Here is a 19,392-nt window from a genome sequence, read left to right on the forward strand (position 1 = left end):
AGCCATGCTGACCGCGCTCAAACAAATCCTCCAGCGATTCAAGCGCGACGACGACGGGGCTGTCCTGGTCGAAATGACTCTTGTGACGCCTTTCGTGTTGCTGTTGTCGGCCGGCGTCTTCGAATTCGGGAACATCCTGAACACTCGTATGCTCCTCGATGCCGGCGTCAGGGACGCGGCTCGCTATATGGCGCGCTGCAGCAGCGATTGGGATACTTGCTCGGGATTGGCAAAAAACCTTGCCGTGAACGGCGCTGTGACCGGCGGCAGCGCAAGGGTTACCGGATGGACCGTAGGCGAGGTCACCATCATCAAGTCATTCTCCACTCAAGCGGTCGATCCCACAACCGGCACCGAATTCTATCTCAGCACCACGGCCAACGTCGATGTAGTGCAGGTCAGCACGACATTTCCGTACGCAAATCTCGGGCTGTGGTCCTATCTCGGCTTTCCTCAACTCAACCTGACCGTATTCCATCAGGAGCGCGTCCTCGGATGGTGATGCTGCGAAGCAGGTTCTGGCCAAGCGAATGCGGCGCGACGATGGTCGAAGCGGCCATAGCCATGCCGCTGCTGTTAACGCTTCTGCTTGGCTTCGTCGATTTCGGCTACGCCTTTTACCAATGGAATGCAGGGAACAAAGCGGTGCAAGCCGGCGCAAGGCTGGCGCAGATTTCTACACCTGTAGCACTCGGCCTTCCATCTGAGACGCTAACGCAGAGCGATGTAACCAAAGTCGGAACCGCAGTGCCAGCCGGCACGTATGATTATGTCTGCACTGCAAGCGCAGCAGGTGTCGCTTGCTGCAGTATCGGAGGAGGCGCGTGCCTACCCGCGAATGCCAGCCAAACCTCGTTCGACGCGATCTATGACGGCACCGCCAACCGTGCTGGAATGCATGACTTCCTGCCGATGCTGGAAAAGTCAGAGGTGCGGATCGAATACGCCGCCTCCGGCCTCGGTTACTGGACGCGGCCCAACGGTCCCGTCCCGACCATCACGGTCAGCATCGTCAATCATCAATTCCAGTTCTTCTTCCTGGCCGGTCTGCTCGGGTTCAACAACATCACCATGCCCTCGATGTTGAGCACGGTCACGGGCGAAGATTTGAAGAGTACCTTCCCATGAACGCCATCGACACCAGAGTCCTGCCCACCAAACGCAAGCAGGTGGCGCTGTTTTCGGGCGATGCGAATTTCAAACGCGACGTCACCACGCGGCTCGACGCGCTGGCGATCTATGACGTCAATGTCTCGGACGCGGCCGATTTCCTCAAAGGGCCGCCTGTCGACAGCCGGCCCGGCATCATCATTCTCGATCTGGCCAATGGCGAGCTGCTCGGCAATCCGGCAATCGTCGAGGCGCGCGCGGCCTGGGCGTCGGTGCCGCTGATCGCGATCTCCGACGAGCTCACCTCCGAGCAGACGCGCGTCCTGGTGCGAATGAACGCGTCCGACTGGCTGCACAAGCCGCTCGACGCCAAGGAGCTGCTCAACGCCGTCACCTTCCACGACACCGGCAGCCAGGGCACCAAGAGCCGCATCATCACCTTCATTGCCGCCAGCGGCGGCGCGGGCGCCACCACGCTGGCGATCTCGGCGGCCGAGTATCTCGCTTCGAAATCGGCTGAGCGCGCGGCCTCGACCTGCCTCGTCGATCTCGACTTCCAGAGCGCCAATTGCGGCGCCTATCTCAACCAGTTCAACCAGTTCGACCTCTCCGGCATCATCGGCCAGCCGGACCGGCTCGACGTCGAGCTGATGGACGTCATCAAATTGTCGCGGCCCTCCGGCCTCACGCTCTATTCCTTCGAGCGGCCGCAACTGCCGTTCGAGCCGCGCGGTTCCGACTTCGTCTTCAGGCTGCTCGATCTCGTCGCCTACCGCTTCGACGACATCGTCATCGACCTGCCCAACATCGAGACGCCGTGGCACGATTCGGTGCTGCGCACGAGCGACGAAATCTTCATCGTCTTCGAGCTCAACGTCGCTTCGCTGAGACAAGGCAAGCGGCTCTACAAGAAGATCCGCGAGTTGCGCGGCAACAAGGTCAGCATCACGCTGGTCGCCAACAAGCACAAGCGCAAATGGTTCGGCAACCACTTCTCGCGCAGCGAGCTGGAGAAGATCTTCAAGGCGCCGCATATCAAGTCGCTGGCGCTGGACAACGCGCTTCTGGCCGACGCGCTGAACCGCGCCATCCTGCCTTCCGAGGTGGACGGACGCGCGCGCTTCAACAAGGACCTCAAGCGCATGTTCAAGGAACGGCTGGACAATGCCCAGCGCTAGACTTCGCATCGTCGGGCGTCTTGCCGCGGCCGGCCTGATCGGCATCGCGCTGGCGTCGGCCTGCGGTTTGGCGCAAGCCGGATCGGGCCTGCCGCCGCTGCCGGCCATGGGCCCCAGCCTGCGCAAGGCGGTCGCCTTCGAGACCCGTGAGCAGCCCGGCACGATCGTCATCCGCAAAAACGAGAAGGCGCTCTATCTGGTGACCGCAGCGGGGCATGCGCTGCGCTACCAGATCAGCGTCGGCCGCGACGGCTTCGGCTGGACCGGAACGGTCAAGGTCGCTTCCAAGACCGAATGGCCGGAATGGCGCCCGCCCAGGGAAATGCGCGCGCGCCGGCCGGAGCTGCCGGCGATGGTGCCGGCCGGTCCCTACAATCCGCTCGGCGCCCGGGCGCTTTATCTGTCGCGCGACGGGCGCGACACGCTCTATCGCATTCATGGCACCAACGATCCCAAGGGCGTCGGTTTCGACGGCACGTCCGGATGCTTCCGGCTGACGAACACCGATGTGATCGATCTTTTCAAACGCGTCGCGGTGGGCGCAAAGGTGGTGGTTGAATGACGATGATCAGCGAGCCGGACGTCCCGGCAATCGAACTCGGTCACAGGGAAGCCGCTCCGGGAAAGCCCAGCCGGGCCAGGCTGATCGGCGTCGTGGCGGTGGGTGCGTTGCTCGTCACCGTCGTCAATGTGACGGCCGCGGTCTATCTCTATCGCGGCGTCAACGACCTCAAGACGATGGAGGCGCGGCTGGAACAGCTCGGCCAGTTCGAGCAGCGGATCGGCGCGCGCATCGACACCGTCAATAACGGTTTCCAGAGCCGGTTCGAGACGCTGGACCATCAGTTGCAGGCGAATTTCGGCCGGATCAACGGCAATATCGCCAAGCTTGAGCAAGGCCAGCCCGTCGCCGCCAGCGAGCCGGCGCCCGGCGCGGCCGAGCCGGCCCTGCTCGACAACACCACGGTGGCGGATGCGTCCGCGGCCGACGGAGACGCTGGCGCCGGAGACGGACAGCCCGCGTTCAAGCGCAAGGTCGCGCCTCCGGGGCCCAACCCGTCCTACCAGCGCATCCAGCAGCCCGACGGCAAGGTCTATTACAAGAAGATCAATTGAGCAGGCGGGTCTTCGCCGCCCGGACCGGCAGGTTACAGATCGCGCTGCAGCGCAAGCATGCGGACAGCGCGGGCTTCGGCACGCAACTTTGCCTCGCGCAGAAACGCGACATGGCAGTAGGCGCATGCCGCGAGACCAAGGCACAGCACCAGGCTGTTCTTCAAGCTGAAGTCGAGCATAAGCGAAAAGCGCCAGCCGTTCGGCACGGTGAAGGCGGCGATCGTGCTTGCCGTCTCGGCCTGGCTGCTCAGCGCCATCATCTTGCCTGCAAAGATCAGCGCGGCGTGATTGGCGAGGAAGAAGCCGGCAGACCTTTTTGCCTGGCAAATCATCCAGCAGGCGCCTGCCGCCAGGACGATAACGGCCGCATCGAGCGCCATCGATCCGCCGAGATAGACGTGCACCTGCTGCCAGAACATGGTCGAGAACGGCCGCAGCTCGAGCCAGGCGTGCCACGCAGCGGGGCTCGCCGGATAGAAGCCGAGAAGCAGCGCCGCCGCTCGCTCCGCCGCCAGCAAAATGAGCACCAGGGCCGGAAAGGCAAAAAGCAGTATCGGCTTGCGCATCATGTCATCCCCTCGACATCCGATGGCCGATTCTAGGCCGCATTGGTTGCGCGAGACTTAACGCAACGCCTTGCTTTTCAAGGAATGTCGCTCACATCTAATGTATGGTCCGATTCAGCGGTCGGGGTGGCGCCATGTCGACAGGAGCTAACGGGTCGGGCTCGGGCCGCACCGCCGGCTATCGGCACGATCCCGCGAGGGTCCACGCGTGAACCAGGTGAGCCCGTCCGGCCGCCCGCTGCTGGCATCTGCGCTCGGCGGTCTCGGCCTGATCGCAGGCATGGTGCTGATCGTCGAGGGTGGCCGCCTGCTGCCGCCCACTTCGATCGCACCGGCTCAGGACCCCGGCGACCTGAAGCCGGCCTTCCATGGCCCGATCCATGACGCGCGGCCAGGCCGGCCGGCGCGCAAGATCGCCGAGGACCTCATCGCGCCGCCGCCGCTCGACCCATCCGGGATCGAGCGCATCGAACCGCGTCCTCCGCTTAGCGAGCTCGGACTTGCGCAGCGGCCGCAGACGCCTATGCCGCAGGATTGGCGCGAGACGCTGCTTTTCCGTCCCGTCGCGACCTCCTCGGCGGTCGTCGAAGCCATGGGACGCACCGTCGCCATCAGCGGGACGGTCGACATAAGCCCCGACAGGACCTGCATATTCGACGGCACCGCCTGGCCCTGCGGCCAGCGGGCGCAGGCCGCCTTCAACGCCTGGCTGCGCGGGCGGGCGCTGAAATGCCTCCTGCCGCCGGACGTCGACCGTTTTGCCATCGCCGCGCCCTGCGCGCTCGGCACGCAGGATGTCGGCGCCTGGCTGGTTTCGAACGGCTGGGCGATGGCCGCTCGCAGCGGCATTTACGGCAAGGCGGAGGTGGTGGCGAGGACCGCCCGGATGGGCATTTTCGGCCCACCGCAATAGTGCTGCCGCGGGAAAGCCGGTGGCCGCTCCCCTCGCGCACTTGCGTGAAAGCAGAATGGTCAGGGCGGTTCAGCACTTCTAAAACCGGGACTGGGCCGACGACCTGGCAGGTCGTCAGCCACCGACCGCGGCCGCCGGTGTGCCGGATCCGGCGCTTGCCATGGAGAACATGCCGACTTGCATCAAATTGTACGTTTCCCTGACACCGAAATCGTAACGGACCTCCTGTATGCCATGCGTCGAACAGGAGATTGGCCCTTGACTGCGAAAACACCGACCGCGCCGGTTCAAACGTGGAAGCACCTCATCTTGCTGGCCGCGCTTGGCACCGCCGCCTGCGTCGCGCTTTCGCTCGGGTTGAACTACCTGCTGCTTTTCAGCGACAGCCTCACGCCATTCGGCCGCGGGGCAATTACGGCAATCATCGTGCCGATCGTCATCGGTCTGCCGTTGTTTGCCCTGCTCGGCTGGCAACAGGTGGAGATCCGCCGCTACCGGCAGGAACTCACCAGATCCGGCACCTACGACCAGCTGACCGGCTGCCTGAACGGCAAGGTGTTCACCTCGATGGTCGACCGGAGGGCGCAGAGACCGGCCGGTCCGCGCTCCGGCGCCTTTCTGGTCATCCATCCGGAACATCTGGCATCGATCAACCTGCGTTTCGGTCTCGAATGGGGCGACGAGGCCTTGCGGCTGATCGCATCGGCCATCCGATCCGCGGTGCGCAAGGACGATCTGATTGGCCGGATCGGAACCTCGATGTTCGGCGTCTTCCTGCCGGGCGCGAGCGAAGAGGACGCCAAGGACGTCGGCGAGCGCATTCGCGGCACAGTCGGCGAGATCTACTTCGCGCCGAAAGGCGACAAGGACGTGCTTGCGATCAAAGTCGGCGGCGTCATTTTCGAGCGGGAGCTGGATTTCGAGGACATGTTCCGCTTCGCGGAGGAAGGCATGGCCGAGATCCCGGACGAAGCCGGCCTGCGGCTGTCGCATGTCACCAACTGAGCCGGCGCGATCGCCCGACACGCCCACCAGATGTTTCGGAAAGCCGGTGCTGCGTGAGGATTGAACTTCCGCTAATTCAATAAAAACAATACTTTACACTATATTTTCTAGCATTGTGACGACCGACCAAGGTGACCCTGCTGGACAATTGTCTTGCGGGCAAACCCCAGCAAATCACCCCTCGACCTTGCTTGGATTTCCGCTAGCATGGCCGCGAATTAGCTGTTCCTGAAGAAATCGAATTTCGCTGAAGGGGGCGAAAATTCATGGAGATGCAGCAGGTCCGCTATTTCTTGGCCCTGTCCAACACGTTGAACTTCACCAGAGCGGCCGAGGAATGCAACGTCACTCAGCCGGCGCTTACGCGCGCGATCAAGACGCTTGAAGAAGAACTCGGTGGCGAGCTCCTCCGGCGAGAGCGTCAGCACTCGCACCTGACGGAACTTGGACGGCGGATGCTGCCCTTGCTGCAACAATGCTATGACGCGGCCACTTCCGCCAAGTCATTGGCCAAGGCTGTGCAAAGCAGCGATGTTGCGCCGCTCAATGTGACCATTTCGAACAGCATCAACATTGCGCTGCTGGTTTCGCCGTTCACCGAGCTCTTTCGGGCCTATCCCGGTGTGCATCTCAAAATCCACCGTGGCTCGCCGGCGGCTGTGATCGAGGCGCTAAAGGGCGGTGAAGTAGAGTTGGCGATTGCCGGCCCCCTTGGACAGGCTTGGGACCGCCTGGACGTATGGCCTCTGTTCCAGGAAGGGATCGAACTCGCGGTAAATTCAGATCACCCGCTCGCCCGGCGAAATGAGGCTGATGTCGCGCTGGCTCAGCTCGCCGCCGAACCTGTGCTCAGCCGGATCGATTGGGAGACGAGCGAGGAACTAGCGCGTTGTCTTTCCGCTAAAGGGTATACTCCCCGGACCGCGCATGAAGTCGAGACCGATCAGGATCTCCTTGCGCTGCTTGAGGCCAATGCCGGAGTTGGCTTTGTCTCGCTTACTGCACCGCGATCCTCGAACATCCGCCGGCTCAAGCTTCGCGATCTGGACGTCTCGCGGATCGTTTCGGTTTATGCGGTCGCCGGCAGGCAGCGCGCACCTGTCGCGACGACGCTGCTCAATCTCTTGCGAGCGGCCGACTGGTCATCCTTTGGCGTCAGCGAGCCCGCCTGAGCGCCGCGATCAGGTCGTCGATGTCCATGCGACGGCGGTAGTCCGGATCGACGAAGCGGTCGGTGATGATCCCGTCAGTTCCGACGACGAATGTGGCCGGGATCGGCAGGAACCAGCTGGAGTTGCCCTGGTAGCTTGGGAGGTCATAGGCAACGCCCATCAACCGCTCCATCTCGGTTCCGATCCATATTGCCAGGTTAAGAGACAGGGCGTAGCCATTGTCCATATCGGTCAGGAAGGGGAAGCTTGCGCCAACCGCGGCCTTCATCGCCCTGGCGAATTTGCCTCGCTCGGGCATGATCGCCACGATTTGCCCGGCCAATGCCGCGATCTCCTGCTGCGCTTCGACGATGCCGATCGCGTTCAAACGGCAGTAAGGGCACCAATGCCCGCGCTGGAAGGTGATCACAGCGGGCCCTTGGAGCAGGATGTCGGCCAGGCCAACCAGCCTGCCTTCGTCGTCAGGCAGCAGGAATGGCGGCATGACATCGCCGGGCTTTGGCGCCGCCGCTCCGGCACCCTGCTTCTCCAGGCGTTCCACCAGTCGATCTACAGCGTCCGCAAACTCCGAGTTTAGGCGGCGGACCGCCGCGGCAACCACCGCCAGCCGTTCATTGAGAGGCGCATCAAGCTCGATGGCTGCCTGCACGGACTGCTCGAATGTCATTCCCTGGTCGTCGGCGGCCATGTCTGCACTTTCATACCTCGCACACAGCCTATCACCGTAACCCCTCGGCAGTTGCCATGTTTTTCCTGCATGGATTTGATGCCCCACCTGCATCGACACATGCCAGATCTGTGTCTTCTTCGCTGACCCGAGGCGACGCGTTACATCATGTTCCTGATATCCGCCGTGAAGGTCGGGAAAGCGCAGACCATCTCAGACAGCTCTCGTGCCGTGATGCCGTGCCTCGTCGCGAGCGCAAATATGTGGATCAGCTCTTCGCCGGCATGGCCGACCAGGTGAGCCCCAAGGATCCTGTCTGTCGTTTCCTCGACGATGATCTTCGACCATGCTACCGGCTCGGCGTAAGTCCTGGCCGAAAGCCAGCCTTGCATGTCGTTCGAGCGGACTTTGATGATGAAGCCGCGTTCCCTCGCCTTGGCCTCGGTCAAACCGACGGTTGCCACGGCCGGAATGCTGTAGAGCGAGGCAGGTATGTGACTGTAGTCGGGCCGATGTTTCGGGCCGTCGACGATATTGCGGCCGACGATGCCGCCCTCGTAGGTCGCTATCGGCGAAAGCTGCGGAGAATTCCAGACCGCGTCGCCGCAGACATAGACGTCCGGGTTGGAACGGGACCTCAGATGATCGTCGATCTCGATGCGGCCTTCGCGATGCACGGTGACGCCGGCGCCGAGATCGAGGCCCTCGACATTGGCAACGCGCCCGGCGCAATTGACGGCCCGATCTGCGTCCACCCGGTATTCGGCGCCATCCTTCGCGAAGCTCACCCGCAGTCGCCCGTCGACCTCCTCGATCTTCTTGACCCAGGCCTTGGTATGGATGCTGATACCCAGGCGCTCGCTCTCGCCAAGGAGCTGAGCAACGGCATCCACGTCGAAGCTTCCCAGAAGCTGCGGCAGCGCCTCTAGGATCGTGACTTCGACGCCGGCGCGCGCATAGACGTGACCCAGCTCGAAAGCGATAACGCCACCGCCAATGAACACCATGGCGCGAGGCAGCGTCGGATCGCTCAGCACATCGTCGGATGTCGTCAAGAATTCCGAGCCCGGAATCGGCATAGGGCGCGGCTTCGAGCCGGTGGCGATGACGATGTTCCTGGCCTCGAATTCTCGACTGCCGACGCGGATGACGTTGCTGGCGACAAATGCGGCCTCGCCGTAGATGACGTCGACGCCTCGCTTGGCCATCAAACCGGACAATCGGGACGGGATATCCCTGATGATGTCCTTTTCCCGCTCGATCAAGCCTCGCCAATCCAGCCGCGGCGGTTCGATCCTTATTGCATGATCGCCGGCCCTCGCGATCTCGTCGAGCGCGTGGGCTGCCGCGACCAGCACCTTCTTCGGAGTGCAGCCGCGATTGGACAGGTGCCGCCAAGATCGCGAGCCTCTACCATGGCGACGGAAAGTCCGGCGGCGCGCGTCGCCACCGTCACGCCCATTCCGGCATTGCCGCCGCCCGGGATCACGACATCATACTTTTCCATCGCATCGCCTCCGCCGCTCTAATGAAGCTTGATGCGCGGTCTGGCGCGCCTGACGATCATCTCGCCGATCGAAGCCAGCGTTGTCTGCGCCAGGCCGTGCACCGCCTTGAGATGCATCTTGTGCAGCGTGCGGTAGACGAGCCTTGCAATGAGACCTTCGATCTTCAGTCCCCCGATCAGGCTGCCGAACGCACCGTAGTCGGCGAGTGAGACGAGGGAACCATAGTCGCGGTAGCGATACGCCGGCGGGGCCCGCCCCGCGAGACGCGCCGCAATCACCTTGGCCATGTAGTGAGCCTGCTGATGGGCTGTCTGGGCGCGCGGCGGCAAGGCGTTTTCTTCGCCCGGGAGAACGCAGTTCGCGCAGTCGCCAATCGCGAACACATTCTCGTCTGCGACCGTGCGCAAGGTTTCATCGACGATCAGGCGGTTGATGCGATCGGTTTCGAGACCTTCGAGACCCTTCAGGAAATCCGGCGCCTTGATACCGGCGGCCCAGACGACCAGTTCGGCAGGCACAAAGAGCTTGTCGCCGAGCCGTATACCGTCTTCGGTCACTTCAGTGACCTTGATCCCGCAGCGTATCTGCACACCCAACTTGATCAGCAAGCGTGCCGTGGCGCGCGCCATCTGCTCAGGCAGCGCAGGCAGGATCCTCGGTCCGGCTTCGACGATGGTGATGCGGATCAGCCTTTCGAAATCGATGTTGTCGAGATTATGCGACGCAATCTCGCGCATCGACTTGTGAAGTTCCGCTGCCAGCTCGACGCCGGTGGCGCCGGCACCGACAATGACGCAATGGAGCTGACCGGGTGAAAGCTGCTCATACTGCGCATTGGCGCGCAGGCAGGCATCGATCATGCGCTTGTTGAAGCGGGCCGCCTGTTCCGCGGTATCGAGCGAAATGGCATGGCGCGCGGCGCCCGGCGTGCCGAAGTCATTGGTCACGCTGCCAACGGCCATGACCAGCGTGTCGTAGCCCAGAACGCGCGGCGGGATGATCTGGCGACCGTCATCGTCGAAGCTGGGCGCAACGAAAACCTGGCGTTTGGCACGATCGATGCCGACGACCTCGCCAATGCGGTATCGGTAGCCGTGGCGGCTGGCATGGGCGATGTATTCGACCGCATCGTGTGATGCGCTCAAGGCGCCGGATGCCACCTCATGCAACAGCGGCTTCCAGATATGGGTGCGGTTTCGGTCGACAAGCGTGACGGAAAGCCGCCGGTTGCCGAACTTGCGGCCGAGGCGCGTCGCCAGTTCCAGGCCGCCCGCGCCACCGCCTACAATGATCACGCGGTGCAATGACTTGTCCGCGTGCGAGGGAGTCTCCGGGATCGTGCGGAACAGCGCAGCATTGTTGGCGAGCACGGCTTCCGGGATCAACCGCATGCCGGGGGTGACAATCTGCATCGGTGGTCTCCGTATCTTGCTCGGCGCGGCACGTCACTCTTGGGATTCGTGGATCACGATGCCTTGCAGCATGTCGACCTCGCATTCCCAGGGCTTGTCAGCGAGGACGCGCTGCCCATGCTCGTATCCTGCCTGCCAGCGCGTGCGTATGCCCGAGCGGGTGAAGTCGATGTCCTTGGTGTGGTCCTCGCCGTCCAGTCGCGGCGAAAGCAGGCGAACGAGATGCATGACCGACGGGCAGCCATAGGAGGCGAGCTCCTTGAACATCGGATCCTCGCGACGCTCCTCCGGCACGAGCCTTCCCAGTTCGCGCACGACATGCCGCAACCGATGCAGTTGCTCCTGCCGTGCAACGTGGCTCCGGCCGCGGCTGGCATATTGAAGGTCCTTCTGTCGCCCCATGACCTGCCAGATCGATTTCGGCTCGTTGGCGCGGGGCTGCCACATGTTGACGGCAAAGATCAGCGCGTCGCGCCGAGGGCGCTCATCCAGCACGACCTCGATGGGCGTGTTCGAATAAATGCCGCCGTCCCAATAGGGCTCGCCGTCGATGCAGACTGCTGGAAACGCCGGCGGCAAGGCGCCCGACGCCATGACATGCGCCGCCGACAGGATCATCTCGCGCGTGTCGAAATATTTGAGCTCGCTGGTGTTGACGTTGACCGCGCCGACCGTCAGCCGCGTGTGGCGCCCGTTGAGATAGTCGAAGTCGATCAGATTGCTGAGCGTCCTCTTGAGCGGATCCGTGGTGTAATAGGATGCGTTCTCGACACCGACCTCGCGGTTGACTCCGAACATGGCGCTTGGATTCGGCTCGAAGAACCCCGGGATGCCGCGCATCACCGTGCCCATATTGGCAAAGATGTTGCTTGGAACCATCATCCGGAAAAACTCGTCGAACGGACTGCTGCGGCTGACGCTGTCCCAGAATTCCTGCAGCCTGGCGAGACGCTCGCCGGGCTGGTTTCCAGCAATCAGCGCGGCGTTGATGGCGCCGATGGACGTGCCGATGACCCAGTCCGGTTCGATGCCGCCCTCGACCAGCGCCTGGTAGACGCCGGCCTGGTAGGCGCCGAGCGCGCCGCCGCCTTGAAGGACAAGAACGGTCTGACGCTTGACTTCGCCCTGGTGGCCTATCGCCGGTCCTGCTTGCGGGGCGGACAGGTTTTGCGTGATCTTGTTCATCGCCTTCGCTCCTCGTGCGGGTCTAGTGAGCGGTCCAGCCGCCTTCGATCGGCATCACGGCGCCGGTGATCGAAGCCGCGTCGTCCGACGCCAGGAACAGGCAAAGCGCGGCAACCTGCTCGACCGTGACGAACTGCTTGGTCGGCTGCGCTGCCAGCAGAACATCCTTGATCACCTGCTGCTCGGTGATGCCGCGCGCCTTGGCGGTATCCGGTATCTGCTTCTCGACCAGCGGCGTGAGCACGTAGCCGGGGCAAACGGCGTTGACCGTGATGCCCTGTTCGGCAACCTCCAACGCGACGGCCTTGGTCAGGCCGGCGACACCGTGCTTGGCAGCGACATAGGCGGATTTATAGGGCGATGCGACGAGCGCGTGCGCCGAGGCCACGTTGATGATGCGGCCCCATTTGCGCGCCTTCATCGCCTGCAAGGCGCGCCGGATCGTATAGAATGAAGACATGAGATCGATCGCCACCACCGCTTCCCATTTCTCGATCGGGAAGTCGTCGATCGGCGCGACATGCTGAATGCCGGCGTTGTTGACCAGTATGTCGACGGCGCCGAACTCGGCGATGGCTTTGTCCATCATCGCCGTGATGGCGTCGCCTTTGCTCATGTCGGCATTGTCGTATCGAACGGCGGCCTGATGATCGGCCGCAAGCTTGGCCCGCAGGCGTTCGATCTCGGCGGCGTCGCCAAAGCCGTTCAGAACGATGTTGCAGCCCTTGGCCGCGAAGGCTTCGGCAATGCCTTGCCCGATGCCGCTGGTCGAACCGGTGATGAGCGCTGTCTTGCCTTTGAGCATCGTCTTGTCCTTCCGATTGCGCTACGAGCGACGGGGTGCGGCCGGCTCTGGATCTGACGATGAGTATGGTGAACCGCCGCAAGCTGCGGAAATGCCGTTGAGACATGGATTCGATAGCTGACGGTCAGATCGTCGGCTGTGGAGGTCGATCGACCGCTCGGGTTGTTTGACGTCAGGGCAGCTAGTAAGATTGCATGGCACCCGGGCCGTGCCGTATGCACGTCCAGTGAGGGAGCGTGCAGTGGAGATCAGCCAGGTCCGATACTTCTTGGCCGTTGCCAAGGAACTGAATTTCACGCGGGCGGCCGAGCAGTGCAATGTCACGCAGCCGGCGCTGTCGCGCGCCATCAAACTCCTGGAAGATGAATTCGGCGGGCCGCTTTTCCACCGCGAGCGCCGTTTCACTCACCTCACCGAGCTCGGCCGCATGGTTGAGACCTATCTCGAGGGAGTCTTCGAGAACTCTCGCCAGGCAAAGCAGATTGCCGAGCAATATGTGAGCCTGAAGAAGATGCCGCTCAAGGTCGGCATCATGAGCACCATCGCTCCGGACGAGATCATCGAGCTCATCGCGGCCGTGCGCGCGCACCACCCGGGCGTCGAGCTGCATCTTTGCGATGCGGACGCGGCAAGCCTCAGGAGAAGGCTGATCGAGGGTGAGCTCGAGGCTGCCATCTATGCGTTGCCTTCAGACGCCCCCGACGAAGAAGTGCACGCCCTGCCGCTTTTCCAGGAGCAGATGGTGATGGCTGTTCACCTGACCCATCGCCTTGCCAATCAGCGCGCGGTGCGGGTGAAGGATATGAGCAACGAAAGCTACATCCATCGCAACAATTGCGAGTTCGCCGGCTACGCGGATGCCATCCTTGCCCAGCAAGGCGTCACGGTCAGTCCGGTTTACTGGAGCGATCGTGACGACTGGACATTGGCGATGATCGCTGCCGGGCTTGGCTTCGGCTTCATGCCCGAGCATACCGCCAGACATCCTGGCGTGGTGCCTCTGCCGATCACGGAGCCAGAATTCTGGCGGGAGGTCAATCTCGTCACGGTGCGCGGCCGCAGGCATTCGCCCGCGGTCGGCGCATTGGTGCGAGAGGCCACGCAGAAGAAATGGTTCGGCGAGCGGGCTAAAGCGTTGTCCGCCGCCGAATAGGGTCGCCGGGCAAGGCAGCGTGCCTTGCGTGTCCGGGCAATGCTTTTGCGCATTCAGTTCTTCTTGACGGTTGAGGTCACCGACTGGATGACTTCCGTCGCCATCTTGAACTGCGCGGTGCGGTCGGTGATGCCGTGCCGCTTGGCGATCCAGTCGAAATCGCTGTAGGCGGCGTAAACCGAGCCGTCGGCGCTCTGGTAAACCAACACTCTCACAGGCCAGTCGAGCCCGGCTTCGGGATTGGAGGTGATGAAGGTGGTGCCGAGCGCCGGATTGCCGAACATGACGAGCCGCGACGGCCTGACATCGTTGCCCGCATTCTTGCCAAGCTGTGCCTGGTCGATGACGCCGAAGAACTTGATGCCTTTCTTGAGCACGTCCTTCTTGATGCGGGCGACGGTTTCAGCGACGGAATAGTCGCTCTTGACGGTGACGACGCCGTCCGAAGCCGCAGCCGGGAGGGCAGCAAACATCAGCATGGCTGCGCCTGCAAACAGAGCTTTGAGATGATTGGTCATGTCGGTCTCCTTGGTTGGACAACTAAGTTTTGATTTCAGGTCTCAGGCCTTCGGCGTTTGCAGCACGCGCGCGATCGCGATCGCACTGGCGAGAACCGCGACCAGCACGATCACGCATGCGGTCCAACCGACACGGTCGTAGATCTGTCCGATGAGGAAGCTGCCGGCGAGCCCGCCCGCGTAGTAGGACGCGAGATAGATGCCGCTCGCGGCGGCGCGATCGCGCGACGCGGTCCGGCTGACATGTCCCGTGGCTATCGCTTGAGCCAGGAAGGTGCCGACGGCGACCAGCGCCATTCCGGCGAGGACGACCGGAAGGCTGGGTGCGAGCAGCAGAAGCAAACCGATGATCGCCAGCCCAAGCGTCGCGCCCACCCCCATTTTCGGGCCAAGGCCTGAGGCCACGCGCCCGGCGAGCGGAGTGGTCAGCATTGATGGCAAGAAGACGAAATAGACTGCGCCAAGCGCCATGGGGGTCAGCGAAAGCGGCACCGCGACAAGCTGAAAATTCACATAGGTGAACGTGCCGATAAAGACGAACAGGATCAAAAAGCCGATCGCAAAGCAGGCACGCAGCTCGGCGTTCCGCAACGGGGCTTTCCAGGCGGCGCGGGCGAGCCCCTCTCCCGCGTCCGCGCGCATCATGGATGAGGTCTTTTGCAACGTGAACCAGACAAGGGTGGCGCCGAGCAGATTAAGCGCGGCGAAGGTCAGAAAGTTGGTGGAGATGCCGAACGTGTCGGCGACGGCCGCCGACATCAACCGGCCGAAAAAGTTGCTGGCAACATTCCCCGTCACATAGGCCGCAAGCGCGCTCGTCGTCTGCCGCGCCGAAAAATGCTCCGCCAGATAGGCCATGGTGAGCGTGAACGCAGTCGACATGCAAAGGCCTTGCACCACGCGCAGCAGTGTGAAGACCGCAATATTGTCCGTCTGCGACAGCAGCGTCGTCGGGATCGCCAGGATGGCCAGGCTGATCCAGATGCCGTTGCGGCGGTCGATGCCGCGCCCAAAGAGAGCGACGGCAATCCCGGCCACCGCCATGCCGAAGGTGCTGGCGTTGACGGCAAAGCCCATGGTGGCGCGGCTGACGCCGAATTTCACCACCAGCGACGGCAGGATGGCTTGGGTGGCGAACAGATCGACGAGCGTCAGGAACGCAATCAGCGCGATCAGGCCGAAGCGCCAGCTATCCGCGGCCGCCATGCGAAGCCGCGTCGGTTCGGAATGCTCACTGGTCGTCATGACGGGCTCCGTTGCCACGTCCTCAGGCAATCGCCCGAGGACGGGCTGTTGGTTTCTGATGCCGGGATATCTTCACCGCAACGAGCGGCTTACATCATGTGATCGTTGTGCATCGCCGGCGGCAGGACGTCGGCGGAATAGAGGACGGCCGGGACCTTGCCGTTGTTCTTCCACCAGTGGGCGAGCTGGCCGAACTCGGCGGTCGCGTCGCCGGCCGGATGCTCGATGCCGACCTTGCAGGTGCTGGCGTATTCAGTGATCGAGCCTTCGACGACTATAATGTTGGCAGGGCGGACATTGTGCTCATGCCACGGCACGACGCCGCCGGGCTGAACGACGAGCTTGCGAAGGCGCAGCATGTTGCCTTTCCAGGCCTCGCCCTTGCTGCTCAGATCGATTGCAGAAAGCACCGTGTCGGTCACGCCGACCGGCTTGCTTGGATGTTCCTGGACATCGGTGGTGGCGGCCTGGCCGGCAGGGCAGTCGCCGGCGAAAGCCGGGGCCGCGGAAAGTGCAACGGTCGCGGACAGCATGCCCAGCGCGAACGCAAGGTTGAGTTTCTTGGTAGCCATCTCGTGTTTCTCCTTTGTCGGTGCCCAATCGCGGGAGGCGGGGCATGACGAGGAGAGTGACCGGAGCCTCCTCGAAAGAGAAATGCTGACTGGCTCTTAAATCGATACCTGAAAACTATCGTGGTTCATCATACCGGCGCAGCAATCCGCGCCACGACAGAGACCATGGCGTCGGTTCTTTTCTTCGACTTGCTATGCAGCCGTTTTCCTAACCGATAGATCGATGCCGCTTTCCGGCCAGCTATGCGCCTTGACGCTGTTGACGAAAGTCGATGTGGCCGGCGAGAACCGGCGCCCGGCTACGACGACAAGCGATACCTCTCGCCAAACCTCCGGATCTATGACGGGCCTGACCTGCAATCCCGGGATGACGGCGCTGAACTCCGGGATGAAGCAGATGCCCAGCCCGCCGGAGACCATGTTTTGAATCCAGTCTTCGCGTTCGCTGGCGTAGGAGATCCTGAGCTTGACGCCACGTTCATTGCAAAGGCCCGCAAGATAGTCGCGATACTCGCAGTTCAGGCGTCTGAGATAGTTCTCGCCGTCGAGTTCCGAGATGGCGACATTGTCGTTTCGGGCCAGCCGGTGCCCGTTGGGAAACGCGAGCACGAACCGCTCGCGGTAGAGAGGCGTGACATCGAACCTCTCCGGAAAGCTGTTGCTCGACGCCATGATGGCGACATCGATCTCACCCGCTTCCAGCAACTGCGACAGGGATGCCGGGACCCCCTCGACAAGCTGCAGCTGGATGCCCTGCTGGCGTCGGTTGAAGTCCGTCAGCAGCCCAGTGAATCGCCGCGGACCGATCGTGCACATCACCCCAACCTTGAGATTTGCATTCTCCAGGCAAAGAAACCTCGACGCCTCCTGGCGAACGCCGGTCACCTCATCGAGAATCTGCTGAAATCTGGGGCGGAGCAAAGCGCCCAAATCGGTGAGGTGCGTCAGATTCCGCTCGCGGCGAAACAACAGTCCGCCGACCTCATCCTCGAGCTGCTGGATGGCGCGCGAGAGCGCCGGCTGGGTAACGTTGCACTTCTCGCCTGCGCGCGTGAAATTCCGGGTTTCGCAGACGGCCAGGAAATAGCGGATGTGATGAATGTCCATGCGGGTCGTCCCTCAACTGCATCTGCAGGCTCGAACCCTGCCGCAATGCATTCCATCACGCCAATGCACGGGGGGTATAAAGTCGATAGCAATCGGTCATGATGAGCTTCCGGCGAATGCTCTCGCTTTCTCAAAAGCATGATGGCGAGCAAGCTGCTCGCCATCATGCCGCCGTCCGATGTTGCCCGAAACGGTTGTCGAGCGCTCAGTTGGCGCCGCCGAGCGCCTGGAGGTTGGCGCAGAATTCGGCGTGCGGCTTGCTCATCGCCGCATCCTGGCACTCCTTCATCATCGCACCCTGCTTGTCCTTCGACATCGCGTCCCAGGCGGCCTTGAATTCAGCCTTGGGCTTCATCGTCTTCATGCTGGCGTCGGTGAAGAAGGGCTGCATGTTGGACGGCTCGTCGAGCGCGCCGGCGAACGCAGCGCTGCCGAGCATGGAAAGTGCAAATGCGCCGATGCAGATGGCTTTGATATTCATGGTGGGATCCTTCTCCGGAGTTGTGCAATCGCCCCTTTGACGACTGCGTTGATGACCGGCAGCATTTTGGAACTCTATTGTTCCCGCTTGCCGAGGTGGACCTTGCTTCATCCGGCGCTCAATTCGCCAATGCCATCTGCGAATGGGGTTTATGCCGGTTCTGCATTCCGGGCGTGCGCCGCTAATTGGCTCCGTCCAAAACAAGCACGTTGGCGCAGTATTGTGCGTGGGGTTTGCGTTGCACGCCTTCGTCATCTTGACCCGGTCATGCTTTGACAGAGCGAACCAGGCCTTCTTGAACCCGGCCATCGGTTTCATCGTCTTCATTGTGGAGTCTGCATAGAAGGTCGGGAATGCAGCGAGGTCGCTGAACGGGTCGGCGGACGCCGGGCTCACGCCAAGACAAACTGCAAGCACAGCCACACAGGCAAGTTGTCTTCTCATCATTCATCTCCCTTCCAGGCGCGGCTCCGGCAACGGCGCCAGCCTGATCGGGATGAAGATTGTCGCGCGCGAGGGCCGGCAGCCGATGCAATCTGCCTATGGACTTCATGCCACCTTGGCATTTCGGCTGAACAAGAAGATGCGGCAGTCTCTCTCCAATCGCCCTTGCTGGCGACCTTGGGATGGAGACCAGGCCATGCTTGCCCAGTCCGCAGTGAGCACAGTCCAATCGATGACGTCAGCGACGGATCTTATCACGTCAGTGACGGATCCTAATGTCGAGGGCCGGACGATCGACATCGTGCTGGCAAACGACGCGCATGCCGCTTTCGTCTGGGGTGTGCTCGATCGGCTACTGGACGAGCCGAACTGCAGCGTGAGCGGCGTTACCGCGTCGGGCTTTGCAGCGATGCAGGCGGCGGTCTTTGCTTATGGGCTGAGCGTCGGCGGAAGGCGCGGCGCGCGGACGGCACTCGCCAATTTCTGGCGGCGCGTCAGCCATGCCTCGATGTTCGCCATCGACAGAACGAGCCTGCTTAGATCGATACTGGAACAGTCGATCGAGCTTCAGCCTATCCGCGACGAAGACTGCCCGGTGAAGCTGCGCGTCGTGGCCGTCAACGCCCGCACAGATGCGGTGAAGATATTCTCGGACGAACAGTTGTCGATAAACGCGATCGTGGCGGCAGCGGCTGTTCCGTTCCTTTCGCCGGCCATTGAGATCGATGGCGATCTCTATTGGGGCGACGGCGACATCTCGCAATTGCCGCCTGCGGCATCAATCGGAGCCTGCCATCGTGTGGTGGTCAGCGGCAAGCCGTCGATATTCATGGCGCGCTGTCCGGATCGCAGCCCCGGCGCCACCCAATGCGTGACCGGATGCGCCCCGGTTCACAGCATCTTCGACAGCCACTATCGAGCTGGAGCTCCGCTGCTTGTGAGGCCCTGGATCGATTGGGGCGAGCTGACTGACATTCGTGACAGGGGACGGCAATGTGCCGAAGACTGGCTTGCCGCTGATCTTTCCAGCACCGACGAGCGCCCGCCCAGCGACTGCAAAACCCAATACATCTAGGCGCTTTCCTCCCGCCTAGCCGCGCCTGCTTCGCATACTCCCGAATGCAGGCGCCAGGCCCTCCGGTTCCCGGCCGGAGGGCCTTTTCGCGCCGCCCTCGGCACATCGTGGCCCGCTTATCAATTCCATGCCGAGACAGCATTTCAGCTCGGCATGGCGA

Annotated in this window: 21 protein-coding genes; 10 read left to right on the forward strand and 11 right to left on the reverse strand. The window is 62.5% G+C overall.

Features of this window, described 5'->3' with window-relative positions:
* Positions 1–4 precede the first annotated feature (4 nt).
* The 5 genes from LB520_RS24855 to LB520_RS24875 are packed head-to-tail and all read left to right on the forward strand — an operon-like array spanning position 5 to position 3,404.
* Positions 5–502: a TadE/TadG family type IV pilus assembly protein gene (locus tag LB520_RS24855; protein WP_224639717.1), complete on the forward strand. Its 498-nt coding sequence runs from the start codon at positions 5–7 to the stop codon at positions 500–502.
* Positions 496–1,128, forward strand: coding sequence for a TadE/TadG family type IV pilus assembly protein (locus LB520_RS24860; RefSeq protein WP_224639718.1), 633 nt, complete (start codon positions 496–498; stop codon positions 1,126–1,128). Before LB520_RS24855 ends, LB520_RS24860 begins: the two co-directional genes overlap by 7 nt.
* Positions 1,125–2,288, forward strand: coding sequence for a CpaE family protein (locus LB520_RS24865; RefSeq protein WP_224639719.1), 1,164 nt, complete (start codon positions 1,125–1,127; stop codon positions 2,286–2,288). Before LB520_RS24860 ends, LB520_RS24865 begins: the two co-directional genes overlap by 4 nt.
* Positions 2,275–2,850 carry a L,D-transpeptidase gene (locus tag LB520_RS24870; RefSeq protein WP_224639720.1) on the forward strand — a complete coding sequence of 192 codons (576 nt, stop codon included), beginning with the start codon at positions 2,275–2,277 and terminating at the stop codon, positions 2,848–2,850. Before LB520_RS24865 ends, LB520_RS24870 begins: the two co-directional genes overlap by 14 nt.
* The gene (locus tag LB520_RS24875) at positions 2,847–3,404 is read left to right on the forward strand and encodes a hypothetical protein (protein WP_140636269.1); all 558 of its coding nucleotides are present in this window, start codon (positions 2,847–2,849) and stop codon (positions 3,402–3,404) included. Before LB520_RS24870 ends, LB520_RS24875 begins: the two co-directional genes overlap by 4 nt.
* A 32-nt stretch (positions 3,405–3,436) precedes the next feature.
* On the opposite strand, the gene LB520_RS24880 is transcribed toward LB520_RS24875, so the two are convergent.
* Positions 3,437–3,970 carry a hypothetical protein gene (locus LB520_RS24880; RefSeq protein WP_224639721.1) on the reverse strand — a complete coding sequence of 178 codons (534 nt, stop codon included), beginning with the start codon at positions 3,968–3,970 and terminating at the stop codon, positions 3,437–3,439.
* A 208-nt stretch (positions 3,971–4,178) separates the two neighbouring features.
* Between LB520_RS24880 and LB520_RS24885 the strand changes: the two genes are divergently transcribed.
* The 3 genes from LB520_RS24885 to LB520_RS24895 all read left to right on the forward strand — a co-directional run bounded on the left by LB520_RS24885 (position 4,179) and on the right by LB520_RS24895 (position 7,060).
* Complete coding sequence (locus LB520_RS24885) at positions 4,179–4,883, forward strand: thermonuclease family protein (protein ID WP_224639722.1); 705 nt, start codon at positions 4,179–4,181, stop codon at positions 4,881–4,883.
* A 258-nt stretch (positions 4,884–5,141) separates the two neighbouring features.
* Entirely contained in the window at positions 5,142–5,888 is a 747-nt protein-coding gene (locus LB520_RS24890) for a GGDEF domain-containing protein (RefSeq protein ID WP_224549181.1), read from the forward strand.
* Positions 5,889–6,154: 266 nt separating this feature from the next.
* Entirely contained in the window at positions 6,155–7,060 is a 906-nt protein-coding gene (locus tag LB520_RS24895) for a LysR family transcriptional regulator (protein WP_140847209.1), read from the forward strand.
* Here LB520_RS24895 and LB520_RS24900 read toward each other — a convergent pair.
* The 5 genes from LB520_RS24900 to LB520_RS24920 form a co-directional block, all read right to left on the reverse strand.
* Positions 7,044–7,841 carry a peroxiredoxin-like family protein gene (locus LB520_RS24900; RefSeq protein WP_411969946.1) on the reverse strand — a complete coding sequence of 266 codons (798 nt, stop codon included), beginning with the start codon at positions 7,839–7,841 and terminating at the stop codon, positions 7,044–7,046. The two genes, LB520_RS24895 and LB520_RS24900, sit on opposite strands and share 17 nt — an antisense overlap.
* 47 nt (positions 7,842–7,888) lie before the next feature.
* Complete coding sequence (locus tag LB520_RS24905; protein ID WP_318012137.1) at positions 7,889–9,085, reverse strand: NAD(P)/FAD-dependent oxidoreductase; 1,197 nt, start codon at positions 9,083–9,085, stop codon at positions 7,889–7,891.
* Positions 9,086–9,252: 167 nt separating this feature from the next.
* Positions 9,253–10,647, reverse strand: a complete 1,395-nt coding sequence (locus LB520_RS24910) for an NAD(P)/FAD-dependent oxidoreductase (RefSeq protein WP_224639723.1) — start codon at positions 10,645–10,647, stop codon at positions 9,253–9,255.
* Between the two features lie 33 nt (positions 10,648–10,680).
* Positions 10,681–11,832: a patatin-like phospholipase family protein gene (locus tag LB520_RS24915; protein ID WP_224632693.1), complete on the reverse strand. Its 1,152-nt coding sequence runs from the start codon at positions 11,830–11,832 to the stop codon at positions 10,681–10,683.
* A gap of 22 nt (positions 11,833–11,854) precedes the next feature.
* Positions 11,855–12,637, reverse strand: a complete 783-nt coding sequence (locus tag LB520_RS24920) for a 3-hydroxybutyrate dehydrogenase (RefSeq protein ID WP_224523808.1) — start codon at positions 12,635–12,637, stop codon at positions 11,855–11,857.
* Positions 12,638–12,878: 241 nt separating this feature from the next.
* Between LB520_RS24920 and LB520_RS24925 the strand changes: the two genes are divergently transcribed.
* The gene (locus LB520_RS24925) at positions 12,879–13,790 is read left to right on the forward strand and encodes a LysR family transcriptional regulator (protein ID WP_224639724.1); all 912 of its coding nucleotides are present in this window, start codon (positions 12,879–12,881) and stop codon (positions 13,788–13,790) included.
* 53 nt (positions 13,791–13,843) lie between these two features.
* On the opposite strand, the gene LB520_RS24930 is transcribed toward LB520_RS24925, so the two are convergent.
* The 5 genes from LB520_RS24930 to LB520_RS24950 form a co-directional block, all read right to left on the reverse strand.
* Entirely contained in the window at positions 13,844–14,308 is a 465-nt protein-coding gene (locus tag LB520_RS24930; RefSeq protein ID WP_411966504.1) for a DUF302 domain-containing protein, read from the reverse strand.
* Between the two features lie 42 nt (positions 14,309–14,350).
* The gene (locus LB520_RS24935; protein ID WP_224639725.1) at positions 14,351–15,553 is read right to left on the reverse strand and encodes an MFS transporter; all 1,203 of its coding nucleotides are present in this window, start codon (positions 15,551–15,553) and stop codon (positions 14,351–14,353) included.
* Positions 15,554–15,642: 89 nt separating this feature from the next.
* Positions 15,643–16,125 carry a cupin gene (locus LB520_RS24940; protein ID WP_224639726.1) on the reverse strand — a complete coding sequence of 161 codons (483 nt, stop codon included), beginning with the start codon at positions 16,123–16,125 and terminating at the stop codon, positions 15,643–15,645.
* 192 nt (positions 16,126–16,317) lie between these two features.
* The gene (locus tag LB520_RS24945) at positions 16,318–17,232 is read right to left on the reverse strand and encodes a LysR family transcriptional regulator (RefSeq protein WP_224639727.1); all 915 of its coding nucleotides are present in this window, start codon (positions 17,230–17,232) and stop codon (positions 16,318–16,320) included.
* A gap of 205 nt (positions 17,233–17,437) precedes the next feature.
* Complete coding sequence (locus LB520_RS24950; protein ID WP_140847187.1) at positions 17,438–17,713, reverse strand: hypothetical protein; 276 nt, start codon at positions 17,711–17,713, stop codon at positions 17,438–17,440.
* A 496-nt stretch (positions 17,714–18,209) separates the two neighbouring features.
* Between LB520_RS24950 and LB520_RS24955 the strand changes: the two genes are divergently transcribed.
* Positions 18,210–19,232, forward strand: a complete 1,023-nt coding sequence (locus LB520_RS24955; protein ID WP_224639728.1) for a patatin-like phospholipase family protein — start codon at positions 18,210–18,212, stop codon at positions 19,230–19,232.
* Positions 19,233–19,392 lie beyond the last annotated feature (160 nt).

Origin of the sequence: Mesorhizobium sp. CA12 (assembly GCF_020165255.1) — a bacterium.
In the GTDB taxonomy this organism is placed as follows: Bacteria; Pseudomonadota; Alphaproteobacteria; order Rhizobiales; family Rhizobiaceae; genus Mesorhizobium.